The sequence below is a fragment of the Chryseobacterium sp. ISL-6 genome, assembly GCF_018613715.1.
GTDB lineage: Bacteria > Bacteroidota > Bacteroidia > Flavobacteriales > Weeksellaceae > Chryseobacterium > Chryseobacterium paludis.
On sequence record NZ_JAGGPT010000006.1, the window covers coordinates 898,624 to 918,092 of the forward strand.

14 protein-coding genes and 1 riboswitch are annotated in these 19,469 nt (G+C 34.5%); of the genes, 12 read left to right on the top strand and 2 right to left on the bottom strand.

Translation table 11 applies throughout. From position 1 onward, the window contains the following. Positions 1-21 precede the first annotated feature (21 nt). From J7E44_RS14995 to J7E44_RS15025, 7 genes are all read left to right on the top strand, one after another. On the top strand, positions 22-1,005 hold the full coding sequence (locus J7E44_RS14995) for a stage II sporulation protein M (protein ID WP_214831179.1): 984 nt from the start codon (positions 22-24) through the stop codon (positions 1,003-1,005). Beyond that, complete coding sequence (locus tag J7E44_RS15000; RefSeq protein ID WP_251040586.1) at positions 992-1,951, top strand: DUF4013 domain-containing protein; 960 nt, start codon at positions 992-994, stop codon at positions 1,949-1,951. Before J7E44_RS14995 ends, J7E44_RS15000 begins: the two co-directional genes overlap by 14 nt. Next, positions 1,944-2,738, top strand: coding sequence for a DUF4129 domain-containing protein (locus J7E44_RS15005; RefSeq protein WP_214831181.1), 795 nt, complete (start codon positions 1,944-1,946; stop codon positions 2,736-2,738). The genes J7E44_RS15000 and J7E44_RS15005 overlap by 8 nt, the downstream gene beginning before the upstream one ends. Positions 2,739-2,752: 14 nt before the next feature. After that, positions 2,753-3,916 carry a DUF4350 family protein gene (locus J7E44_RS15010; RefSeq protein ID WP_214831182.1) on the top strand — a complete coding sequence of 388 codons (1,164 nt, stop codon included), beginning with the start codon at positions 2,753-2,755 and terminating at the stop codon, positions 3,914-3,916. Positions 3,917-3,987: 71 nt separating this feature from the next. Beyond that, positions 3,988-5,019: an AAA family ATPase gene (locus J7E44_RS15015; protein ID WP_214831183.1), complete on the top strand. Its 1,032-nt coding sequence runs from the start codon at positions 3,988-3,990 to the stop codon at positions 5,017-5,019. 74 nt (positions 5,020-5,093) lie between these two features. Beyond that, positions 5,094-6,416 carry a DUF58 domain-containing protein gene (locus tag J7E44_RS15020; RefSeq protein WP_214831184.1) on the top strand — a complete coding sequence of 441 codons (1,323 nt, stop codon included), beginning with the start codon at positions 5,094-5,096 and terminating at the stop codon, positions 6,414-6,416. Between the two features lie 82 nt (positions 6,417-6,498). Next, entirely contained in the window at positions 6,499-6,918 is a 420-nt protein-coding gene (locus J7E44_RS15025; RefSeq protein WP_214831185.1) for an OsmC family protein, read from the top strand. Positions 6,919-6,989: 71 nt separating this feature from the next. Here J7E44_RS15025 and J7E44_RS15030 read toward each other — a convergent pair whose 3' ends face one another. Together J7E44_RS15030 and J7E44_RS15035 are read right to left on the bottom strand one after the other, a co-directional pair. Then, a complete protein-coding gene (locus tag J7E44_RS15030; RefSeq protein ID WP_214831186.1) occupies positions 6,990-8,666 on the bottom strand; it encodes a T9SS type A sorting domain-containing protein in 1,677 nt (558 codons plus the stop codon). Between the two features lie 236 nt (positions 8,667-8,902). After that, positions 8,903-11,509 (bottom strand): MGH1-like glycoside hydrolase domain-containing protein, encoded by a 2,607-nt coding sequence (locus J7E44_RS15035; protein WP_214831187.1) that lies wholly within the window; start codon positions 11,507-11,509, stop codon positions 8,903-8,905. Positions 11,510-11,694: 185 nt separating this feature from the next. Further along, a riboswitch (SAM riboswitch) is annotated at positions 11,695-11,804 on the top strand. A gap of 64 nt (positions 11,805-11,868) precedes the next feature. Here J7E44_RS15035 and J7E44_RS24270 point away from each other — a divergent pair. The 5 genes from J7E44_RS24270 (at position 11,869) to metH (ending at position 19,468) form a co-directional block, all read left to right on the top strand. Next, on the top strand, positions 11,869-12,843 hold the full coding sequence (locus J7E44_RS24270; protein ID WP_214831188.1) for an alpha/beta fold hydrolase: 975 nt from the start codon (positions 11,869-11,871) through the stop codon (positions 12,841-12,843). 27 nt (positions 12,844-12,870) lie between these two features. Beyond that, a complete protein-coding gene (locus tag J7E44_RS24275) occupies positions 12,871-14,409 on the top strand; it encodes an ACT domain-containing protein (protein ID WP_214831189.1) in 1,539 nt (512 codons plus the stop codon). Positions 14,410-14,526: 117 nt separating this feature from the next. Then, complete coding sequence (locus J7E44_RS15050) at positions 14,527-15,687, top strand: O-succinylhomoserine sulfhydrylase (protein WP_214831190.1); 1,161 nt, start codon at positions 14,527-14,529, stop codon at positions 15,685-15,687. 36 nt (positions 15,688-15,723) lie between these two features. Further along, positions 15,724-16,746, top strand: a complete 1,023-nt coding sequence (locus J7E44_RS15055) for a homocysteine S-methyltransferase family protein (RefSeq protein WP_214831191.1) — start codon at positions 15,724-15,726, stop codon at positions 16,744-16,746. A 61-nt stretch (positions 16,747-16,807) separates the two neighbouring features. Further along, positions 16,808-19,468 (top strand): methionine synthase, encoded by a 2,661-nt coding sequence (gene metH / locus J7E44_RS15060; protein ID WP_214831192.1) that lies wholly within the window; start codon positions 16,808-16,810, stop codon positions 19,466-19,468. Position 19,469 lies beyond the last annotated feature (1 nt).

Consider the following 19,469-nt stretch of genomic DNA (forward strand, 5'->3'; position numbering starts at 1 on the left):
TTATTATTTTAGCCTTAGATTATGAGAGAAGTTTATTTCATAAAACAAAATAAAGAAAAATGGTTGGGAATTGAACAGGTTATTCAAGGGAAAATAAAAAAAAATCCGGATGACCTGTCTTCGCTATATATTAATCTTGTCAATGATCTTTCTTTTGCACAGACTTATTATCCTAAAAGTAATACGACAGTCTATTTAAATCATTTGTCTTCACAGATATTTCAAAAAATTTATAAAACAAAAAGAGTAGAAGAAAACAGGATTTTGTACTTTTTTAAAACAGAGGTTCCACTACTCATGTTTCAATACAGAAGATATCTCATATATGCTTTTTTATTTTTTGTTCTGTTTACTTCGATAGGAGTTCTTTCAGCAATCTACGATAAAGATTTTGTGAACATTATTCTAGGTGAAAGTTATGTGAACGAGACCATAGAAAATATTAAAAAAGGAAATGCAGTAGGAGTTTATCAGAGTGGATCGACATGGGGAAGTACAATAGGTATAATCTTCAATAATATTGGAGTAGGAGCTAAGCTTTTTATTTATGGTGTTTTCGGAGGTGTAGGGACGTTATATGCTTTGTTGTCAAATAGTATAATGTTGGGAGCTTTTCAATATTTTTTTTATGACTATGGAGCACTAAAAGAAAGCGCAAGGGGCATTTGGCTGCATGGCGTATTTGAGATTTTCGCTATGGTTGTTGAAGCGATGTGTGGATTAATTCTGGGAGCATCAATCTTATTTCCAAAAACACTGTCCAGATTTAATTCTTTTAAAAATGGATTTAAAGATTCATTCAAAATATTTTTAAGTACAATCCCTTTTACTATTTGTGCCGGGATTATTGAAGGCTACATCACAAGGCATGCTTTAAAGATACCGCTTTTTTTGAATTTGATTATTATTTTAGGATCATTTTCAATCATAGGATATTATTATTTTATCTATCCTGCTGTAGTCAATAAAAAAACTAATAAACACATACATGATGCAGTTTTATAAAAAAAGAGACTTTGGAACTTTTATAAGTGATAGTTTCAATTTTTTCAAATTATACGGGAAGAACTATTTTAAAAACTATATTCTACTCAATGGATTACTGTTGATTTTAATGGTTACCATTTTTATATTTGGATATAAAGAACTTTTTTCACAGCTTTTTGGATCCAATATGAGTGGTAATAGTTACTATTTTCAGCAATACTTTGAAGATAATGTGGGTATGCTGATTGTGGTGGGATTATTAACATTTTTACTTTTCCTAATTTTGATGATTGTTAATTATCTCTATCCTGTTTTTTATATGAAAAGGCTCGCCCGTGGAGAGGAAAAGATCAGGACGGATGATATTTTGAGTGATTTCAAAAACAATGCGGGAAGAATAGGTATACTATGTTTGGGAATGGTATTCATTGTTACTCCTTTAGCTTTTATTATTGCGGGAATATCTTATGCTTTGATATTGATCATTATCGGATTATTCATCATGCTGTTGGTTTATCCAACATTATTTAATGTTGTTACATTCTTGATGTATGACTATTTTAATAGTGAGAGAGGATTTTTTGAAAGCTTGAGCTATGCAATACGGTCACAGTTTTCTTATAAGAACGGAAGAGAAAAGTCTCCGTATTGGAAGTATTGGGGGGCTACGACAATTGTCTTTCTTATCATGTATACGATTACTACGATTTTCACATTTATTCCAATGATATTTTTCTATAGTTCAATTCTCACTTCAGCTCCTGATGGTAATTTTGAACAAAATCCTTTTCAGGGAACAATGGGAATATTATTTTTTGTGATCTATGGAATTTCAATGTTATTGTCATTTGTTCTTTCAAATTTATTGTATGTCAATTCAGGATTGATGTATTACGACAGCAGGTCAGACCTTCATCAGAAGGTAGAACTTGCAGAAATAGAAACCATTGGTATTAATGAATAAGATTGTTTTTTTCTTACTGATCTTTTTCTCAATTGGATTTACATATGCTCAGAATGACGATTCTCCCATTGCTGAGGAATATATAGAAGATTCTTTGAGTACCGGACATTATAATAATATGTACCGTGCAGATTCTGTATTGATTGAACATCCGATTTCTGAGAATACAGTTTATCCAAAAAAATTCAAAGAGAATCTTAAAGCCAGATACAAAGGGAAAGAGTTCGATTATACAACTATAAAACCCCGAGAATCATTCTGGCAAAAACTGCAAAGAAAACTTGCCAAAATTATCGAAAGTATTTTTGGTGAGAACAGCTTTGGAACTTCAGCTAAGATCACTACAGTTGTGATTCGTTTGTTTGCTATACTTCTAGTTGGATTCTTATTGTATTTTATTATTAGATACTTATTAGGTAAAGACGGGAATTTTTTCTTTGGACGAAAGAATAAAAAAGTAAATATTAAAGAAGAAGAACTGCACGAAAATATTCATGAGATTAATTTCCCTGAAAGCATCGCAAAGTTTGAAAGAACGGGAGATTATCGTTCAGCGGTTCGCTATCAGTTTTTATTTGTTCTTAAAAAATTGAGCGATAGGAAGTCGATCATCTGGAATCCTGAAAAAACGAATAAAGATTATGTTGCAGAACTTAAAGTTCCACATCTAAAAAATGAATTTTCAAACCTTTCGTATATATTTGATTATGTATGGTATGGAGAGTTCATTATCAATGAGGAGGATTATTTAAAATTTAAAAACCAATATCAGAGGTTTAAACCATAGTTAAATTTTTAAGAATGAATAAAACTTTCAAAATATATGCTATAATTTTCATCATTATCATGGTGATCTTGGCATTGCTTGAAGTTAATAAAAAGGAGGTTACAGATTGGCGTAAAAACTTTGATCCTAATGAAAAATCTCCTTTTGGATTGTTCGTATTTAATAAAGAAGTAAAAGATCTTTTTAAAACACATCTTAAAAAGATTGATGAGACGCCTTATGATTATTACAATGAGAACAAAAAAGATCTTCACAATATTTTAGTTGTCGAAAAAGAAATAGATAAACAATCGTGGCGTAGTATATTAGGTGAAGTTTCCAAGGGTTCTGATGCGATGCTGATCGTAAATAAAATTCCAAAAGAGATTTCGGATAGTATTGGTTATTATATTTCTCAGATCTCTTTTGATGAGCAAAATGTTTTAAAGCTTACAGATAAAAAATATCTGAATGATTTTATGATCCTGGATAAATTCCCGTCGGGACGTGGTTTCTCTTACATTAAACCTAGTGTGGAAGTTTTAGGAAAAACGGTTGAAAAAAATAATTCAGATCAGGCTAATTTTATCAAGGTGAAATTTGGGAAAGGAAATATTTATGTCCACAGCGAGCCACTTTTCCTCACTAACTATTATCTTCTTAAGCCCGGAAATATTAGATACGCACAAGATGTTTTTTCGTATCTTAATGACAAAGAAACACTTTGGTTTGTAGAGGCGGCAAGCGCCAAAGCTTCTTCCCGTTTTTTTATGAGATTTATACTCTCAAAACCAGCTCTTAAATATGCATGGTGGGTATTCCTTGGGGGATTGATCCTATTTATTTTCTTCAATGCAAAAAGAAAACAACGGATTGTTCCAATTATGGAACCTTTAAAAAATACCTCTGTAGATTTTGTGAAAAGTATTGGAAATCTTTATCTTCAGGAAGGAGACTTTCATGATATGATGGCCAAGAAAGCTCAGTATTTCCTGAATAAAGTAAGAATGGATCTTCTTATTGACACACAAAACCTAGATAATGAATTTGCCAAAAAGCTGCAGTTGAAAACAGGAAGAACAATGGAAATGATCAATGAAGCACTGGATCTGATCCGAAAAGCTCAGGATCCGTACGCCAGTGTGATGAAGGAGGATCTTACAAGACTCAATAAAGTCTTGGATGAAATATTACGATAATAATATAACAATGTAATGGTTTATCAATCATTGGTAAATTGATATATTGTCAAATGATAAATTAAAATTTTATGGAAGACCTTGAAAATCAAAATTTAGAAAATCAAAGTTCTATAAATCTTGATAAAAAAGAAAACGATTTTCAGTCGAGAATCGATATGATTGAACTTCGGGTAAGTTTAGAAAAAGTAAAGTCTGAAATTGCTAAAGTAATTGTAGGACAGGAAAGTATGGTAGAACACCTTCTTGCTGCTCTTCTATCAAACGGTCATGTTCTGATTGAAGGAGTTCCTGGAGTTGCTAAGACGATTACGGCAAAATTATTGGCTAAAACAATTGATGTTGATTTCAGCAGAATTCAGTTTACCCCTGATTTAATGCCTTCAGATATACTAGGAACCTCTATTTTTAATGTTAAAAATTCCGAATTTGAATTTAAAAAAGGACCTATCTTCTCACACTTTATTTTAATTGATGAGATTAACAGGTCTCCGGCAAAGACTCAGGCTGCTTTGTTTGAAGTAATGGAAGAGAGGCAGATTACAATGGATGGAATCCGATACACAATGGAAGAGCCTTTCTTAGTGGTAGCTACACAGAATCCTATTGAGCATGAAGGAACATATAGGCTTCCGGAAGCGCAATTAGATAGGTTTTTATTTAAAATAAATGTTGGGTATCCAAATCTTCAACAAGAGATTTTAATTATTAAAAATCAACACGAAAGTAGAACGGAAGATAAAACGGAAGTTGTAGGAAAAGTAATAACAGCCCAGCAATTAAAAAATTATCAGCAGTTGGTAAAGGAAATTATTGTTGAGGCTCAGTTAATGGAATACATTGCTAAAATTATAGTGAATACCAGAGAAAATCAGTTTTTATACTTGGGAGCATCTCCAAGAGCTAGCTTAGCATTGCTAACAGCTTCAAAAGCTTTTGCGGCATTAAGAGGAAGAGATTTTGTAACTCCTGAAGATATTAAAGAGGCAAGCTATGCAGTGCTAAGACACCGGGTAATTGTTTCGCCGGAAAGAGAAATGGAAGGTCTAAGTGCTGATGAAATTATTAGACAAATTTTAGAAGGAATAGAGATACCAAGGTAGGTTAAGAATTAGGGATTAGCTGATAAAAGCTTTAGATCTAATTCCTTAATCATAACAGCTGCAACCCTGAGAAAATGAAAAACTTATACATTAATAACCGTTTTTTCTTCGCACTCATAGGAGTGGGGATACTCTATGTTTTTGCATTTTTCTTTCCATTCATCATCTACATTGCTCATATCCTGTTATTACTTTGTTTTCTAGCATCAATGGTAGATTTTCTTCTTCTTTTTAATCAAAAGGACGGAATTTTAGCACAAAGAATATTGCCGGAGAAATTATCTAATGGAGATGAGAATCCAATAAAGGTAGATATTAAAAATAACTACAGTTTTAAGATCAGTACCAAGATCATTGATGAAATTCCGTTTCAGTTTCAAAAAAGGGATTTTTTGATCCGTAAAGAAATTGCTTCAGGAAGAAATACCTATTTTCAGTATACTTTAGAACCTAAAGAAAGAGGGGAGTATAATTTTGGAAGCTTAAATGTTTATGCGGCTTCACCAATAGGCTTCGTTTCAAAAAGATATAGATTTCAAAAGGATGCAAACCTTGCTGCTTACCCATCATTTATTCATCTCCGAAAATATGAGCTGATGGCGCTTCAGAGTGAGTTTTTGTTGGGTGGTATTAAAAGGATCAGAAAGCTGGGGCATACCATGGAATTTGAGCAGATTAAAGATTATGTTCCGGGTGATGATATTCGAACGATTAACTGGAAAGCAACCTCAAAGACCAATCGTCTTATGGTTAATCAATTTCAAGATGAAAAGTCACAGCGTATTTTTATGTTGATCGATACTGGGAGAACCATGAAAATGCCTTTTAAAGAATTGAGTCTTTTAGATTATTCAATTAATGCAACAATGGCTTTGTCTCATATCATTTTGAAAAAAGGAGATCGGGCGGGAATGATGACTTTCTCAAAAAAAACTGAAAATAAAATAGCTGCTGAAAATAAATCAGGTCAGTTAAAGAAAATTTCTGAATCTCTTTATAACATCAAAACCAATTTTTTTGAAAGTGATTTTAACAGACTTTATCAGGATGTAAAATATTCGATCAATCAAAGAAGTCTGATCTTGCTATTTACTAATTTTGAAACATTAGATGGATTAAACAGGCAGTTGAAATATCTTCGTGGTATTGCGAAGAACCATTTGCTGGTTGTTGTATTCTTTAAAAATTCAGAACTTCAGACTTTAATTCATAGGAATCCTGAAAGTATGCAGGACATCTATGACGAGATTATTGCAGAGAAATTTGAATTTGAAAAGAAACTGATTATCCAGGAACTTCGCAAATATGGGATCTACACGGTATATACCCTTCCTGAAAATTTAAATATCGACGTTATCAATAAATATTTGGAGATAAAAGCGAGGGGAATTTTATAATTTTGTACATCTAAATATTCTACGATTTGTCTGCCTTTTAAATTGCAGACGAATTCTAATGATCTTAAATATAAATACGACAATGAAAATAACATTAAACAGAATAAACGACGATTTTTTATTTGAATGCACCAACTCTCAGGGGAATTCTATTCTTTTGGACAATACTTCTCAGTCAGGAGCAAAAGGAGTTTCTCCAATGGAAAGTGTTTTAATGGCAGTTGCGGGATGTAGCGGAATAGATGTCGTTTCTATATTAAAAAAACAAAGACAGGAAATTACTGGCTTTAAAGCTGAAGTTGAAGGTGAAAGAGTTCAGATAGAAGAAGCAAAACCTTTTAAGGCAATTAAAGTTAAATTTTTTTTAGAGGGTACTGTTGATCCTGGTAAAGCATTAAAAGCAGCACAATTATCATTTGAAAAATACTGCTCAGTTTCTAAAACTTTAGAACCTAATGTAGAAATTGGTTATGAAGTTTTTGTAAATGGTGAAAAGATTTAATTCTAGATATAAGACAAAATAAAAAAACCGGATAGTCGATCCGGTTTTTTTATTATTGATGGTTGTTAGTTTTATTTTTTAATCATTTTAGAACTTTTAAAAGAACCGTCTTTCATGGTTGCAGTTAAGATATAAACTCCTGATTTAACTCCGCCTAAATGTATCGTTGAGGAAGGGTTGTAAATTGTTGTTACGGTAATTCCTGAAAGATCAGTAAGGGTAATACGTTTTATATCTGCAAAATTTTCAAGAAAGAGAACATCAGTGAAAGGGTTAGGGTAAGCTAGTCTTTCTTTAGCTTTAGCATTTACTTCATTTACAGCCAGGATAAGAGGTTCCAGTGTTACTGTAACTGTAAATGTGTTATTGTCAACCTTGTTATAATCTGCATTACAATCCGAACTGCCATAAGTTCTCCAGGCTCTAAGTTCAAAATTGACATCTCCGGTAAGGTCATTTGCTAAAGACAGTGCCGTTCTGTTATAAGAATAGGTTCCTGAATTACCACCTGAACCACTTGTTATTGCTGTTTCGGAGGTGTTATTATTTAAACAAACTAGTAAACTTCTTTGCTCAGACATCCACCTGTTTGCGACAGTAGACATTGTATAAGAAACAGCGGTAGATTTTATTTTATAACCAGTAGGTACACTAACGGTTACAGCTCCAGCGCAATTGGTGGTTGCTGTTATTGTTGGGTTTATATCGTACATCGTATTAATATCTCCGATTGTATAAGTAGAAGATATCTGTCCTACCGTAAATTCTTTCATTTTCCAGAATCCTTTAGTTCCACCGCAATTTGATCTCACCCAAAAATAGTAAGTCTCCCCTGTGGTTAATGAGTTCAGGGTTGCGGTAGTAGTACCAGCGGCAACACTTCCTGTAGGAGTTGTAGTTGCAGTTGGTGCCGTTGGTGTGCTGCTGTAATAGTAATCGTAACCTGAAGATGGTGCTGTTGCTGGCGCTGTCCAGCTTAAAGTTGCACTATTCATTGTAGAAGTATACGTAATATTTGAAGGTGAAGGGCAGGAACTATATACATCGGCGGAGAATGCAAAAATATTTGGAATTCCGCCAGTACCGGTTTTTGTGATAGTTACACTTTGGATGTTTTTAGACTGATTAGCAGCATCAATAGCAAGAGGGATTTGATACAATCGGGGTTCTGTTCCACCACCAGATTCCAAATTGTCATTATTGAGGTTAATTCTTCCTATCCCCTGAATGGCAAAATTTGCTGCGTAATACCAATCGGAAATATTGATTCCGGTAAATGACTGTGTTGAGGAGTCGGCGAAGTTAACGCTTACATCTACGGTACAGGCTCCGCTGCCTCCTGTTGCCAGCATATATAAGTTTATTGCCGGGATAGGTGTCGAAAAGGTAAGAGTTCCTGAATCAGCTGTATTTTCAAGTCTTAAAACATTATTGCCACTGTAAGAAGCTAATTGATAACCTAATCCAGGGGTAGAGCTGACGGCAGAATTGAACATTCCACTAATAGGTAAACCATACGTCAATGGTGTGCTGGTAGAAGTTAATTGAAAGTCTCTCGAAACAAAGGCATAATTGACACCATCTACATCATTGTTAGTAGAAGTCGTTGAACTTCCAATTCCATTCGCGATAACATCAGCATTATATCCACTTTGGATGGGAATAGGTTGATATTCCTGAGCATTAATCTGATGAATGAACATGCTTGATAATACCAGGCATGCAGCAGGTAGTAGTTTTCCTTTCATAAAAAATACTTTTAAGTTTGTTATGCTAAGATAAAGATTGTTTTATTAATAATTCATCATAATTTCAAATTGATTATTAAATTTTCATTAAAATATAAGACTAAGTATTTTTATGTAATGTAAGCATATGTGTTCTCATGAATAAGAGAACTTTTTAATAAAGAGGAACGGCAGGGATTGGTGTCTAACTAAAAAAAATACTCCTTTTTGAAAAGAAGTATTTTAGGTGTTTTATCTTATCTTGGTTTCATAAGTTTGGCTACAGTAGCGGTCCAGCCTGTTTGATGTGATGCACCAACTCCACGACCATTGTCACCATGGAAATATTCATAAAAAGTGATATAGTCCTTAAAATGCTCATCATAATTAAACTTATTATTTCCACCATTAAAAGCCCTTTGCCCCTGTTCATCTTTTAAAAATATCGAGCAAAGTCTATTGCTGATATTCTGGGCCACTTCTTCAAGGTTTCTTTTGTCTCCACTTCCCGTTGGTAGTTCCACTTTTAAGCTATTCCCATAATAGAAATGAAATCGCTGAAGACTTTCTACGATTAGAAAATTAATCGGAAACCAAATGGGTCCTCTCCAGTTACTATTTCCTCCGAACATCCTGCTGTCACTTTCTGCCGGTGTATAATAAACAACGTTTTCAGTACCATGAACGGAGAATATAAAAGGATTTTCTTCATATACTTTTGACATCGCCCTGATTCCATAGGAACTTAAAAACTCTTTTTCATCGAGCATTCTGGTAAGAACTTTTGATAATCTGTTTTTGCGTAAAATGCTCATTAAGTGCTTTCTTCCGTGGCCTTCTTCATCCCAATGAGAAACTAATTTTGTAAGTTCTGGTTTGTTTTTAAGAACCCATTCCATTCTTATTTTAAAGTTAGGCATTTTTTCCAGTAACCCGTGATCGATGATCTCTACAGCGAATAGTGGAATAAGCCCAACAATACTTCTCAAGCGAAGGGTTACACTTTCACCATCACCTAATTGGAGTACATCATAGAAAAATCCATCCTCTTCGTTCCATAATCCTTCCTTACCATCACCCATATTTTCCATAGCTTCTGCAATATAAAGATAATGTTCAAAGAATTTAATGGCCATATCCTCATATACCTGGTAATATTGAGCCAGCTCCATAGCTATTCTCATCATATTCAAGGCATACATTGCCATCCAGCTCGTACCGTCTGCCTGTTCCAGATGTTCGCCATCTTTGAGTTCCATATTTCGGTCGAATGCACCAATATTATCGAGTCCCAAGAAACCGCCACCAAAAATATTCTTACCATTTTTATCCTTACGGTTCACCCACCATGTAAAATTCAGAAGTAATTTCTGGAAAACTTTTTCAAGGAACAACAAGTCTGGTTTGCCATTTGTTTTTTCATCAATTTTAAAAACCCTGAAACAAGACCATGCGTGAACAGGTGGATTTACATCACTGAGGTTCCATTCATAAGCAGGAAGCTGCCCGTTGGGGTGCATATACCATTCCTTTGTTAATAGAAGAAGTTGGTTTTTTGCAAATTGTGCGTCGATCAATGCATAAGGAACGCAATGGAAGGCCAGATCCCAGGTTGCATACCAAGGGTATTCCCATTTATCAGGCATGGAAATTATATCCTTATTATGCATATGATTCCACTCTGTATTTCTTACGTAGTTATAGAAATCCCGTGGTGCATCAAAATTGGGGTCTCCTTTTAGCCATTTTCCAACGTTGTAGTGGTAAAACTGTTTGTTCCAAAGTAATCCTGCGAAAGCCTGCCTTTGAACATTTCTTTCATCCTCATTGGTTACATCGTGCTGAACTTCATTATAGAATTCATTTGCTTCGGCAATTCGGGTATTGAAGATTTCTTCAAACTGGTAAAAAGGCTCATCCGTATCTTCGGGTGATAATCTGAAATCAAAAGTTTTTGACTGGCCACCGCCAATTATTTCATCGATGATAAAAGAAGCTTTTGATCCTCTTTTTTCAGGATTGATACTATTACTTTTATGAATGATATAATCATTTATTCCATCTTTGAAATAGGTGTTTTCAATAAATGGGACTCCATATAATTTCCGTGTATTTGTTTCATTATCACAAAAGGCACTTCTTGCATTTGTATTTCTTGAATAAAACTTTTTAATAGAAACACTGTCGTGATTGATATCAATACAGCCTTCATTTGAAGCATTCAACATGCCTTTATAAGTATTGTAACCCCATTTCCAGTTATTTCTGAACCATGCGGTTGGAGCTACGACTATAGGTGCATCCTGCTGGCTTCTGTTATGGATAGAAACCCGTACCAGAATGTCATTGGTTTCTGCCTTACAATATTCAATAAAAATGTCAAAATATTCATTATTATCAAAAATTCCTGTATCAATAATTTCATATTCAGCCTCTTTTTTGCTGCGTCTTCCATTTTCAGAAACCAGATGGTCATAAGGAAATTCATTGATGGGATACTTGTATACCATCTTCATATAGCTATGTGTAGGAGTGTTGTCCAGGTAGTAAAAGATTTCTTTGATATCTTCCCCATGATTTCCCTGAGGGTTGCTCAATCCAAAAAAACGTTCTTTTACCATTTTATCTTTCTTGTTCCAGAACGAAAGAGCAAAGCAAAAAAGCTGTTTGGTGTCGGATATTCCTGCAATTCCTTCTTCCCCCCATCGATAAGAATAACTTTCAGCTTTGTCGTGGTTTGTAAAGTTCCAGGCATTGCCATTAGGGCTATAATCTTCACGAACATTACCCCATTGTCTATTGCTTACATAAGGGCCCCAACTTTTCCAGTTGATATCTTGTAATCTTTGTTTTTCTGCGGTCATAAATCATCATTTTCACTACGAAGTTAATTTTTTTGAAAAATAATTCCAATTTTTTCTATCTGAATAATTCTTAACATATCCTTGTAACTCTTATAATTAGAGGGTTTTTGAGAAAAAAATATTTTTTTGTAAAAATTTAAAATAAAATGAACTATCTTTGCAGCTCGATCATTCAAATATTGAAAATGTTATCAAGAAAGGTTGAGGGATTAGACCCTATGAAACCTTAGCAACCCTTTGTGCAAGCGAAGAAGGTGCTACGTTCTACCAAATATTTATTTTGGACAGATAACTTACTGAAGTTCTTCAGCCATTTCTCGTGGCATTTTCAATTGTGTTATAAGTAATATATAATAGAATTGAAAACAGAACTAAAACATATTAATCTTTCGTATCAAACCTATTCCGGAAAGGAATACCATATCCCGTTGAGTTATCAGCTCTTCGGGAAAGAATTGTTTACTGCACCCATTATTTTAATTAACCACGCTTTAACAGGAAACTCAAATGTTTCAGGGAAAAATGGTTGGTGGAAACAGTTAGTGGGAGAAGGAGAAGTTATTGATATTAATTCTTATACCGTTCTGTGTTTTAATATTCCCGGAAACGGTTATGATCATTTTTTAATTGATGAGTATGAGGACTTTACACCTTCAGATATTGCAAATATATTTTTAAAGGGTCTTGAGTTTTTAAATATTAAAAATTTGTACGCCATCATTGGAGGCTCTCTTGGAGGCGGAATAGGCTGGGAAATGTTGGTGAAAAATCCACAACTGGCTGAAATATTCATTCCTATTGCCTGTGATTTTAAAACACACGATTGGCTTCATGCTCAGTGTTTGGTTCAGAAGTTTTTATTGAACGGAAATGATGAACCATTACAAAAAGCCAGAATTCATGCGATGTTGTGTTACAGGACTCCACAATCTTTAAACGACAGATTTCAAAATAAATACAATACAGAAAAACAAAAGCTTGAATCAGAAGATTGGCTTGTTTATCATGGAAAGGCTCTTAATGAAAGATTTAGTTTGAAATCTTACAAGCTAATGAATCATTTACTTATGAACATCAACGCTGAAGAAAATAGGTTGGAGAAAATTCAGGCACGAATGCACTTGATCTCCGTTGATACAGATCTATTCTTTCCTGCTTCAGAAATCCGGATGTGTTTTGAAAAACTGACAGGCAAAAAAGAGAATGTTTCTTATTACGAGATCACCTCAATACATGGGCACGATGCCTTCCTAATGGAGTATAAACAATTAAATAATATCATTAAAAACATCTTGTTACAGACTGAAATTAAGCGAACACAAAATTTCCTGTAGCAACACTAAACAATAAAGAATGAACAGATGAAAAATGCTAACGAAATAAAATTTTTAAAAAATAGATCAATTATCAAATTTGAGGGTGAAGATTTCCTGGGAGAAATCGGTATTGATGGAAGAATTTTTAAAGCACTTACTTTAGCACGGATTAGTGTTGGAGTAATTTCACAACAGGCTATTGAAAACGGATTATCAATTCTGGTTCACGAAGATGATTCTGAAAAGGCTGTAAATTGTCTGATTGATGAATTTGAATCAGAAAGAAAATCCGGGAAAGTTTCTCAGATCTACAGTATTAACAATGTTTCTGTCTTAGGTTTTGTAGCTGAAGACCTTAATAAAGTACTTGCAGAGTTGGCTAGAAATAATGTATTCCCATTACTTCTCAATCAAATAGCAAGCGAAAAAAGAGTAAATATCGTAGTAACTTCTTCACAAGACGAAAAAACTAAAAATATCATCGAATCTGAAATATCAAAAAAACCTAAAACAGTTCATCTGGCAATAATAGGACATGGAAATGTTGGAAAAACTCTGATTGATCAGGTTTTACAATCTTCAGAAGAAATCAAAAGACGAAAAAAAATTGACCTTAAAGTAGTAGCAGTTGCGAACTCAAGGAAAATAGCATTCAATAAAAAAGGTTTCGACAGTAACTGGAATGATGAGGTTTTAATAGCGGAAAGCCCTTCAAATGTTGATGAGCTAATTAATTTTTCAAGAGAAAATCAATTGGAAAATTTAATAGTAGTTGATAATACGGCAAGTAAGGACTTTGTTAAAAACTATCATGCCTTGGCAGAAAATGGATTTGATCTGGTTTCTTCGAATAAAATATTCAATACACTACCTATTGAAGAATATCGTAAACTAAGATATACGTTGAATAAAAACAACAGACGTTATCTTTATGAAACTAATGTAGGAGCTGGTTTACCTTTGATTGATACGATAAAATTATTACACCTTTCAGGAGAAAATATTACAAGAATAAAAGGGGTATTCTCCGGTTCTTTAAGTTATATTTTCAATAATTTCTCTATTAGAAATGATAAGTTTTCAACAGTTATAGGGGAGGCAATGGAAAAAGGTTTTACTGAACCAGATCCTCGTGAAGATCTTTCTGGAAATGATGTAGCAAGAAAACTTTTGATCTTAGCCAGAGAACTTGATCTTATTAATGAATTCAGTGATATAAATATTCAGAACCTAATCCCTGAAGACCTTCTTTCGATCGGGAAAAACGAATTCATCTCCAGACTGGAAGAATTGGATACTGAATATCAGAATATCAAAGATGGTCAGGCTTCGGATCATGTATTACGTTACGTAGGTGATTTACATGGTGATTTACAAAAGGAAAAGGGGCAGCTTGATGTGAAATTGATTTCTGTTCCTGCTACCTCGGCTTTAGGCCAGCTAAAAGGTTCAGATTCCATTTTTGAGATCTACACGGAAAGTTATGGTGAGAATCCGATTGTGATTATGGGTGCAGGAGCAGGAGCGCAAGTAACTGCAAGAGGGGTTTTCGGAGATATTTTAAGAGTAAGCGAAACTAAATAAATTAATGTACGAATGTAGCAGTATAACAATGTACCAATAACTACCCGGAAAAGAAGAATTGCTTTATTGGTAAACTGTTACATTGATATATTGTTACATTATTAGAATTAAAACTATATGGAAAATTTTGAAACATTTGCAATAAGAACTCAGACAGAAAGAACTCAGTTTGATGAACATTCGACGCCTTTATATCTTACATCAAGTTTTATTTTTCAGGATGCTGAAGATATGAGAGCGAGTTTTGCAGAAGAAAAACCAAAAAACTTATACAGCAGATTCTCCAATCCGAACGTTACGGAATTCACAGATAAGATAGTAAAAATGGAAGGTGCAGAAGCGGGATATGCTTTTGCAACAGGTATGGCGGCCATTTATTCGACTTTTACAACATTGTTGGATGCGGGAGATCATATCGTAAGTTGTCAATCTGTTTTCGGATCTACACATACTTTATTTACAAAGTATTTTCCGAAATGGAATATTGAAACAACCTATTTCAAAGCAGAAGATGCAGAAGATGTTGAAAAATTAATTAAGCCTAATACAAAGATTTTATATCTGGAGACTCCAACAAATCCAGCCATTGAAATTTTAGATTTAGATTTTTTTGGAAAGATTGCTAAAAAACATAATCTTATCTTTATTGTAGATAATTGTTTTGCAACACCTTACCTTCAGCAACCTATCAAGTATGGTGCTGATGTTGTCGTTCATTCGGCGACAAAATTAATTGATGGACAGGGACGTGTTTTAGGAGGAGTAGCAGTAGGAAGAGAAGACCTGATAAGAGAGATCTATCTTTTTGCAAGAAATACAGGACCTGCAATGTCTCCTTTTAATGCGTGGGTTTTATCTAAAAGTTTGGAAACATTGGCGATCCGAGTAGAAAAGCATTGTGAAAATGCTCTGAAAGTTGCTGAGTTTTTAGAAAACCATCCAAATGTGGAATTGGTGAAATACCCATTTTTACCTTCTCATCCGAGTTATGAAGTGGCAAAAAAACAAATGAAGTTAGGAGGTAATATTGTTGCTTTTGAAATAAAAGGAGGAATAGAGGGTGGTAGAAAGTTTTTAGATAAAATAAAAATGTGTTCACTTTCCGCAAACCTTGGAGATACAAGAACAATTGTTACGCATCCGGCCTCTACGACTCATTCGAAGTTAACGGATGAAGAGAGAAATGAAGTCGGAATTACAGCAGGTCTCGTTCGTTGTTCAGTAGGGTTGGAAAATGTAGAAGATGTGATTGCGGATCTACAACAGGCCTTAGATTAATTCAATAGAATAATAGGTTTTAACCAAAATTTACAAATGAGAAACTCAGAACAATTATATAAAGCGCTTTCAGAAAGAATTTTAATTCTTGATGGAGCTATGGGGACGATGCTTCAACGATATAAGTTTGAAGAAGAGGATTATCGTGGCGAACGATTCAAAGATTATCCGCATTTAGTAAAAGGAAATAATGATCTACTTTCTCTTACACAGCCATATGCTATAGAAGAGGTTCATAAAAAATACCTGGAGGCCGGAGCAGATATCATCGAAACCAATACATTTTCAGGAACGACGATTGCAATGGCAGATTATCATATGGAAGATTTGGTATATGAACTAAATTATGAGTCCGCAAAGATTGCAAGAAGAGCGTGTGATGAATTCACAGCAATTAATCCTGATAAACCCAGATTTGTTGCAGGATCAATTGGACCAACCAACAGAACGGCTAGCTTAAGCCCGGATGTTAATGATCCCGGATACCGCGCCATTACATTTGATGAGTTGAGAATTGCCTATAAGCAACAATCTGAGGCTCTATTAGATGGTGGATCTGATATTTTATTGGTGGAAACTATTTTCGATACACTCAATGCAAAGGCGGCTTTATTTGCGATTGATGAAATCCAGGACGAACGAGGGATAAAAATTCCAATTATGGTGTCTGGAACTATTACAGATGCCTCAGGAAGAACGTTGAGCGGACAGACCGCAGAAGCCTTTTTAATTTCTGTGTCGCACTTAAATCTACTAAGTGTCGGTTTCAACTGTGCACTGGGAGCTAACCAATTGACACCTTATTTGGAAACCCTGGCTCATAATTCAGATTTTTATGTTTCAGCCTACCCTAATGCAGGTTTGCCTAATGCTTTCGGTAAATATGATGAGACTCCTGAATTTATGGCAGAACAGATAAGAGAATATGTAGAAAAAGGATTGATCAATATTATTGGTGGATGTTGTGGGACAACACCTGAACATATCAAGGCTATTGCAGATTTGGTTAATAAATATGAACCACGAAAGGTTAATAAATATAACAATGTATCTATCTAACAATTTATCAGTAATTAATCCATTGCTGAATTGTCAGATTTATAAATTGGTAAATTAAAATATGAAATATTTAAGATTGTCGGGCCTCGAGCCTCTTATCATAACACCGGAAAGTAATTTCATCAACGTTGGTGAAAGAACTAATGTTGCGGGTTCTAAAAAATTCTTAAGATTAATTAAAGAAGAGAAATTCTCTGAAGCATTAGATATTGCCCGCCACCAGGTGGAAGGGGGTGCACAGATTCTTGATGTTAATTTTGATGATGGATTAATTGATGGAAAAGCTTCCATGATCAAATTTCTTAACCTTATAGGCTCAGAGCCTGATATTGCAAGAATCCCAATTATGGTGGATTCTTCCAAATGGGAGATCTTAGAAGCAGGGCTACAGGTTGTGCAGGGGAAATGTGTAGTTAATTCTATTAGCTTAAAAGGGGGAGAAGAAGAGTTTGTTAAACAGGCTAAAGCAATTAAAAGATATGGAGCTGCTGTTATTGTCATGGCCTTTGATGAAGATGGACAGGCGGATACTTTAGATCGTAGGATAGAGATTTCAAAACGGTCTTATGATATTCTGGTTAATCGGATCGGCTTTCCCGCTGAAGATATTATTTTTGATTTAAATATTTTCCCTGTGGCAACAGGAATGGATGAGCACAGAAGAAATGCGCTGGACTTTATTGATGCCACAAGATGGGTAAGACAGAATCTTCCTTATGCTTCTGTAAGCGGTGGGGTAAGTAATGTTTCATTCTCTTTCCGTGGAAATGATACGGTGAGAGAAGCTATGCATTCTGTTTTCTTATACCACGCTATTCAAGCAGGAATGAATATGGGAATTGTAAACCCTGCAATGCTTGAGGTCTATGATGAGATCAACAAAGAGCTGTTGGGATTAGTAGAAGATGTTATTCTTGATAAAAGAGAAGATGCAACAGAAAGGCTTCTTGATTATTCAGAAAGAAATAAATCGGTCAAAAAAGAAAAAGTTGAGGAGTTAGAGTGGAGAACAAGGCCGTTACAAGATAGGATTACCCATTCTTTAGTAAAAGGAATTGACCGTTTTATTGAGGAAGATGTAGAGGAAGCCAGGAAAGCGGCAGCAAAGCCATTACATGTTATTGAAATCAATCTGATGACAGGAATGGGAGTGGTAGGAGATCTGTTTGGAAGTGGAAAAATGTTCTTGCCTCAGGTGGTGAAATCTGCGCGGGTAATGAAAAAAGCAGTTGCTTATTTACAGCCTTATATTGAAGCAGAAAAAGACGGGTCGAGACCTGCGAATGGTAAAATATTAATGGCTACCGTTAAAGGCGATGTTCATGATATCGGAAAAAATATTGTAAGTGTTGTTTTAGGCTGTAATAATTATGAAATTGTAGATCTGGGAGTGATGGTTCCTGCCGAAAAGATTATTCAGACTGCCATCGAACAAAAAGTGGATGTAATTGGATTAAGTGGATTGATTACGCCGAGCTTGGATGAAATGGTATATATCGCTTCAGAATTGGAAAGACAGAATCTTAACTTTCCTTTGTTGATCGGAGGAGCAACGACTTCCAAGGCACATACGGCTGTAAAAATTGATTTAAAATATAAAAATGCTGTAGTCCATGTTAATGATGCTTCCAGAGCAGTGAATGTTGTAAGTTCTTTATTAGGAGATCGAAATAAAGAATACGTTCATGATCTAAAAGATGAATACTCAGACTTCCGTGAAAAATTCCTGAACAGACAGGTTGATAAAGACTATGTATCGATACAGGATGCCCGAAAAAATCATTTTAAAATAGATTGGGAAAACGAGGATATTTTTATACCCAATAATGTGGGAATACAAATTTTCCAGGATCAGGATCTCAATGAATTGGTCCCATTTATCGATTGGTCGCCTTTCTTCAGAAGCTGGGATCTGCATGGTAAGTATCCTAATATTTTTGAGGATGAGGTTGTTGGGGCTCAAGCTAAAGAATTATTCAAAGATGCTCAGGTTATTTTGAAAAAAATTCTTGATGAAAAACTCCTGACGGCAAAGGCCATCTTCGGCGTTTTTAAAGCTAATGCTAACGAAACGGATGATATTATAATTTTTGATGAAAACGATCAGGAACAAGTTAAGTTTTTAACCTTAAGACAACAACTTCAAAAATCAAAAGGAAAAGAATATCTGGCATTAAGCGATTTTATTGCTCCTAAAAGTTCTGGAAAAACTGATTATATGGGAGCTTTCTGTGTTACTACAGGTTTTGGAACAGATGAATTATCATCGGAATATGAAAAAGCTAATGACGATTATAATGCAATTATGGTAAAAGCTCTTGCAGACCGATTTGCTGAGGCTTATGCCGAATTCTTACACAAAAAGGTAAGAACCGAATATTGGGGATATGCTAATCAGGAAGAATTAAGTAATGAAGATTTAATTGCAGAAAAATATAAGGGAGTTCGTCCTGCTCCGGGATATCCTGCATGCCCGGATCATTTAGAAAAGAAAACAATTTGGGATCTTCTAAAAGTAGAAGAAAATATAGGCGTATACCTTACCGAAAGTTTGGCAATGTTTCCAACGGCTTCCGTTTCAGGATATTATTTTGGAAGCCCACATGCAAAATATTTTGGGTTAGGAAAAATCACAGAAGATCAAGTAAAAGATTATGCTGCAAGAAGAGGTTGTAGCATTCAGGAAGCCAAAAAATGGCTGTCACCTAATTTAGCAGATTAAT

Bases quoted from the DNA above. Each gene is read 5' to 3' on its own strand.
- J7E44_RS15055 (WP_214831191.1), top strand. From the start codon at position 15,724: ATGAGAAACTCAGAACAATTATATAAAGCGCTTTCAGAAAGAATTTTA.
- J7E44_RS15000 (WP_251040586.1), top strand. From the start codon at position 992: ATGCAGTTTTATAAAAAAAGAGACTTTGGAACTTTTATAAGTGATAGT.
- J7E44_RS15050 (WP_214831190.1), top strand. From the start codon at position 14,527: ATGGAAAATTTTGAAACATTTGCAATAAGAACTCAGACAGAAAGAACT.
- J7E44_RS14995 (WP_214831179.1), top strand. From the start codon at position 22: ATGAGAGAAGTTTATTTCATAAAACAAAATAAAGAAAAATGGTTGGGA.
- J7E44_RS15030 (WP_214831186.1), bottom strand. From the start codon at position 8,666: ATGAAAGGAAAACTACTACCTGCTGCATGCCTGGTATTATCAAGCATG.
- J7E44_RS15025 (WP_214831185.1), top strand. From the start codon at position 6,499: ATGAAAATAACATTAAACAGAATAAACGACGATTTTTTATTTGAATGC.
- J7E44_RS24275 (WP_214831189.1), top strand. From the start codon at position 12,871: ATGAAAAATGCTAACGAAATAAAATTTTTAAAAAATAGATCAATTATC.
- J7E44_RS15015 (WP_214831183.1), top strand. From the start codon at position 3,988: ATGGAAGACCTTGAAAATCAAAATTTAGAAAATCAAAGTTCTATAAAT.
- J7E44_RS15005 (WP_214831181.1), top strand. From the start codon at position 1,944: ATGAATAAGATTGTTTTTTTCTTACTGATCTTTTTCTCAATTGGATTT.
- J7E44_RS15010 (WP_214831182.1), top strand. From the start codon at position 2,753: ATGAATAAAACTTTCAAAATATATGCTATAATTTTCATCATTATCATG.
- J7E44_RS15035 (WP_214831187.1), bottom strand. From the start codon at position 11,509: ATGACCGCAGAAAAACAAAGATTACAAGATATCAACTGGAAAAGTTGG.
- metH (WP_214831192.1), top strand. From the start codon at position 16,808: ATGAAATATTTAAGATTGTCGGGCCTCGAGCCTCTTATCATAACACCG.
- J7E44_RS15020 (WP_214831184.1), top strand. From the start codon at position 5,094: ATGAAAAACTTATACATTAATAACCGTTTTTTCTTCGCACTCATAGGA.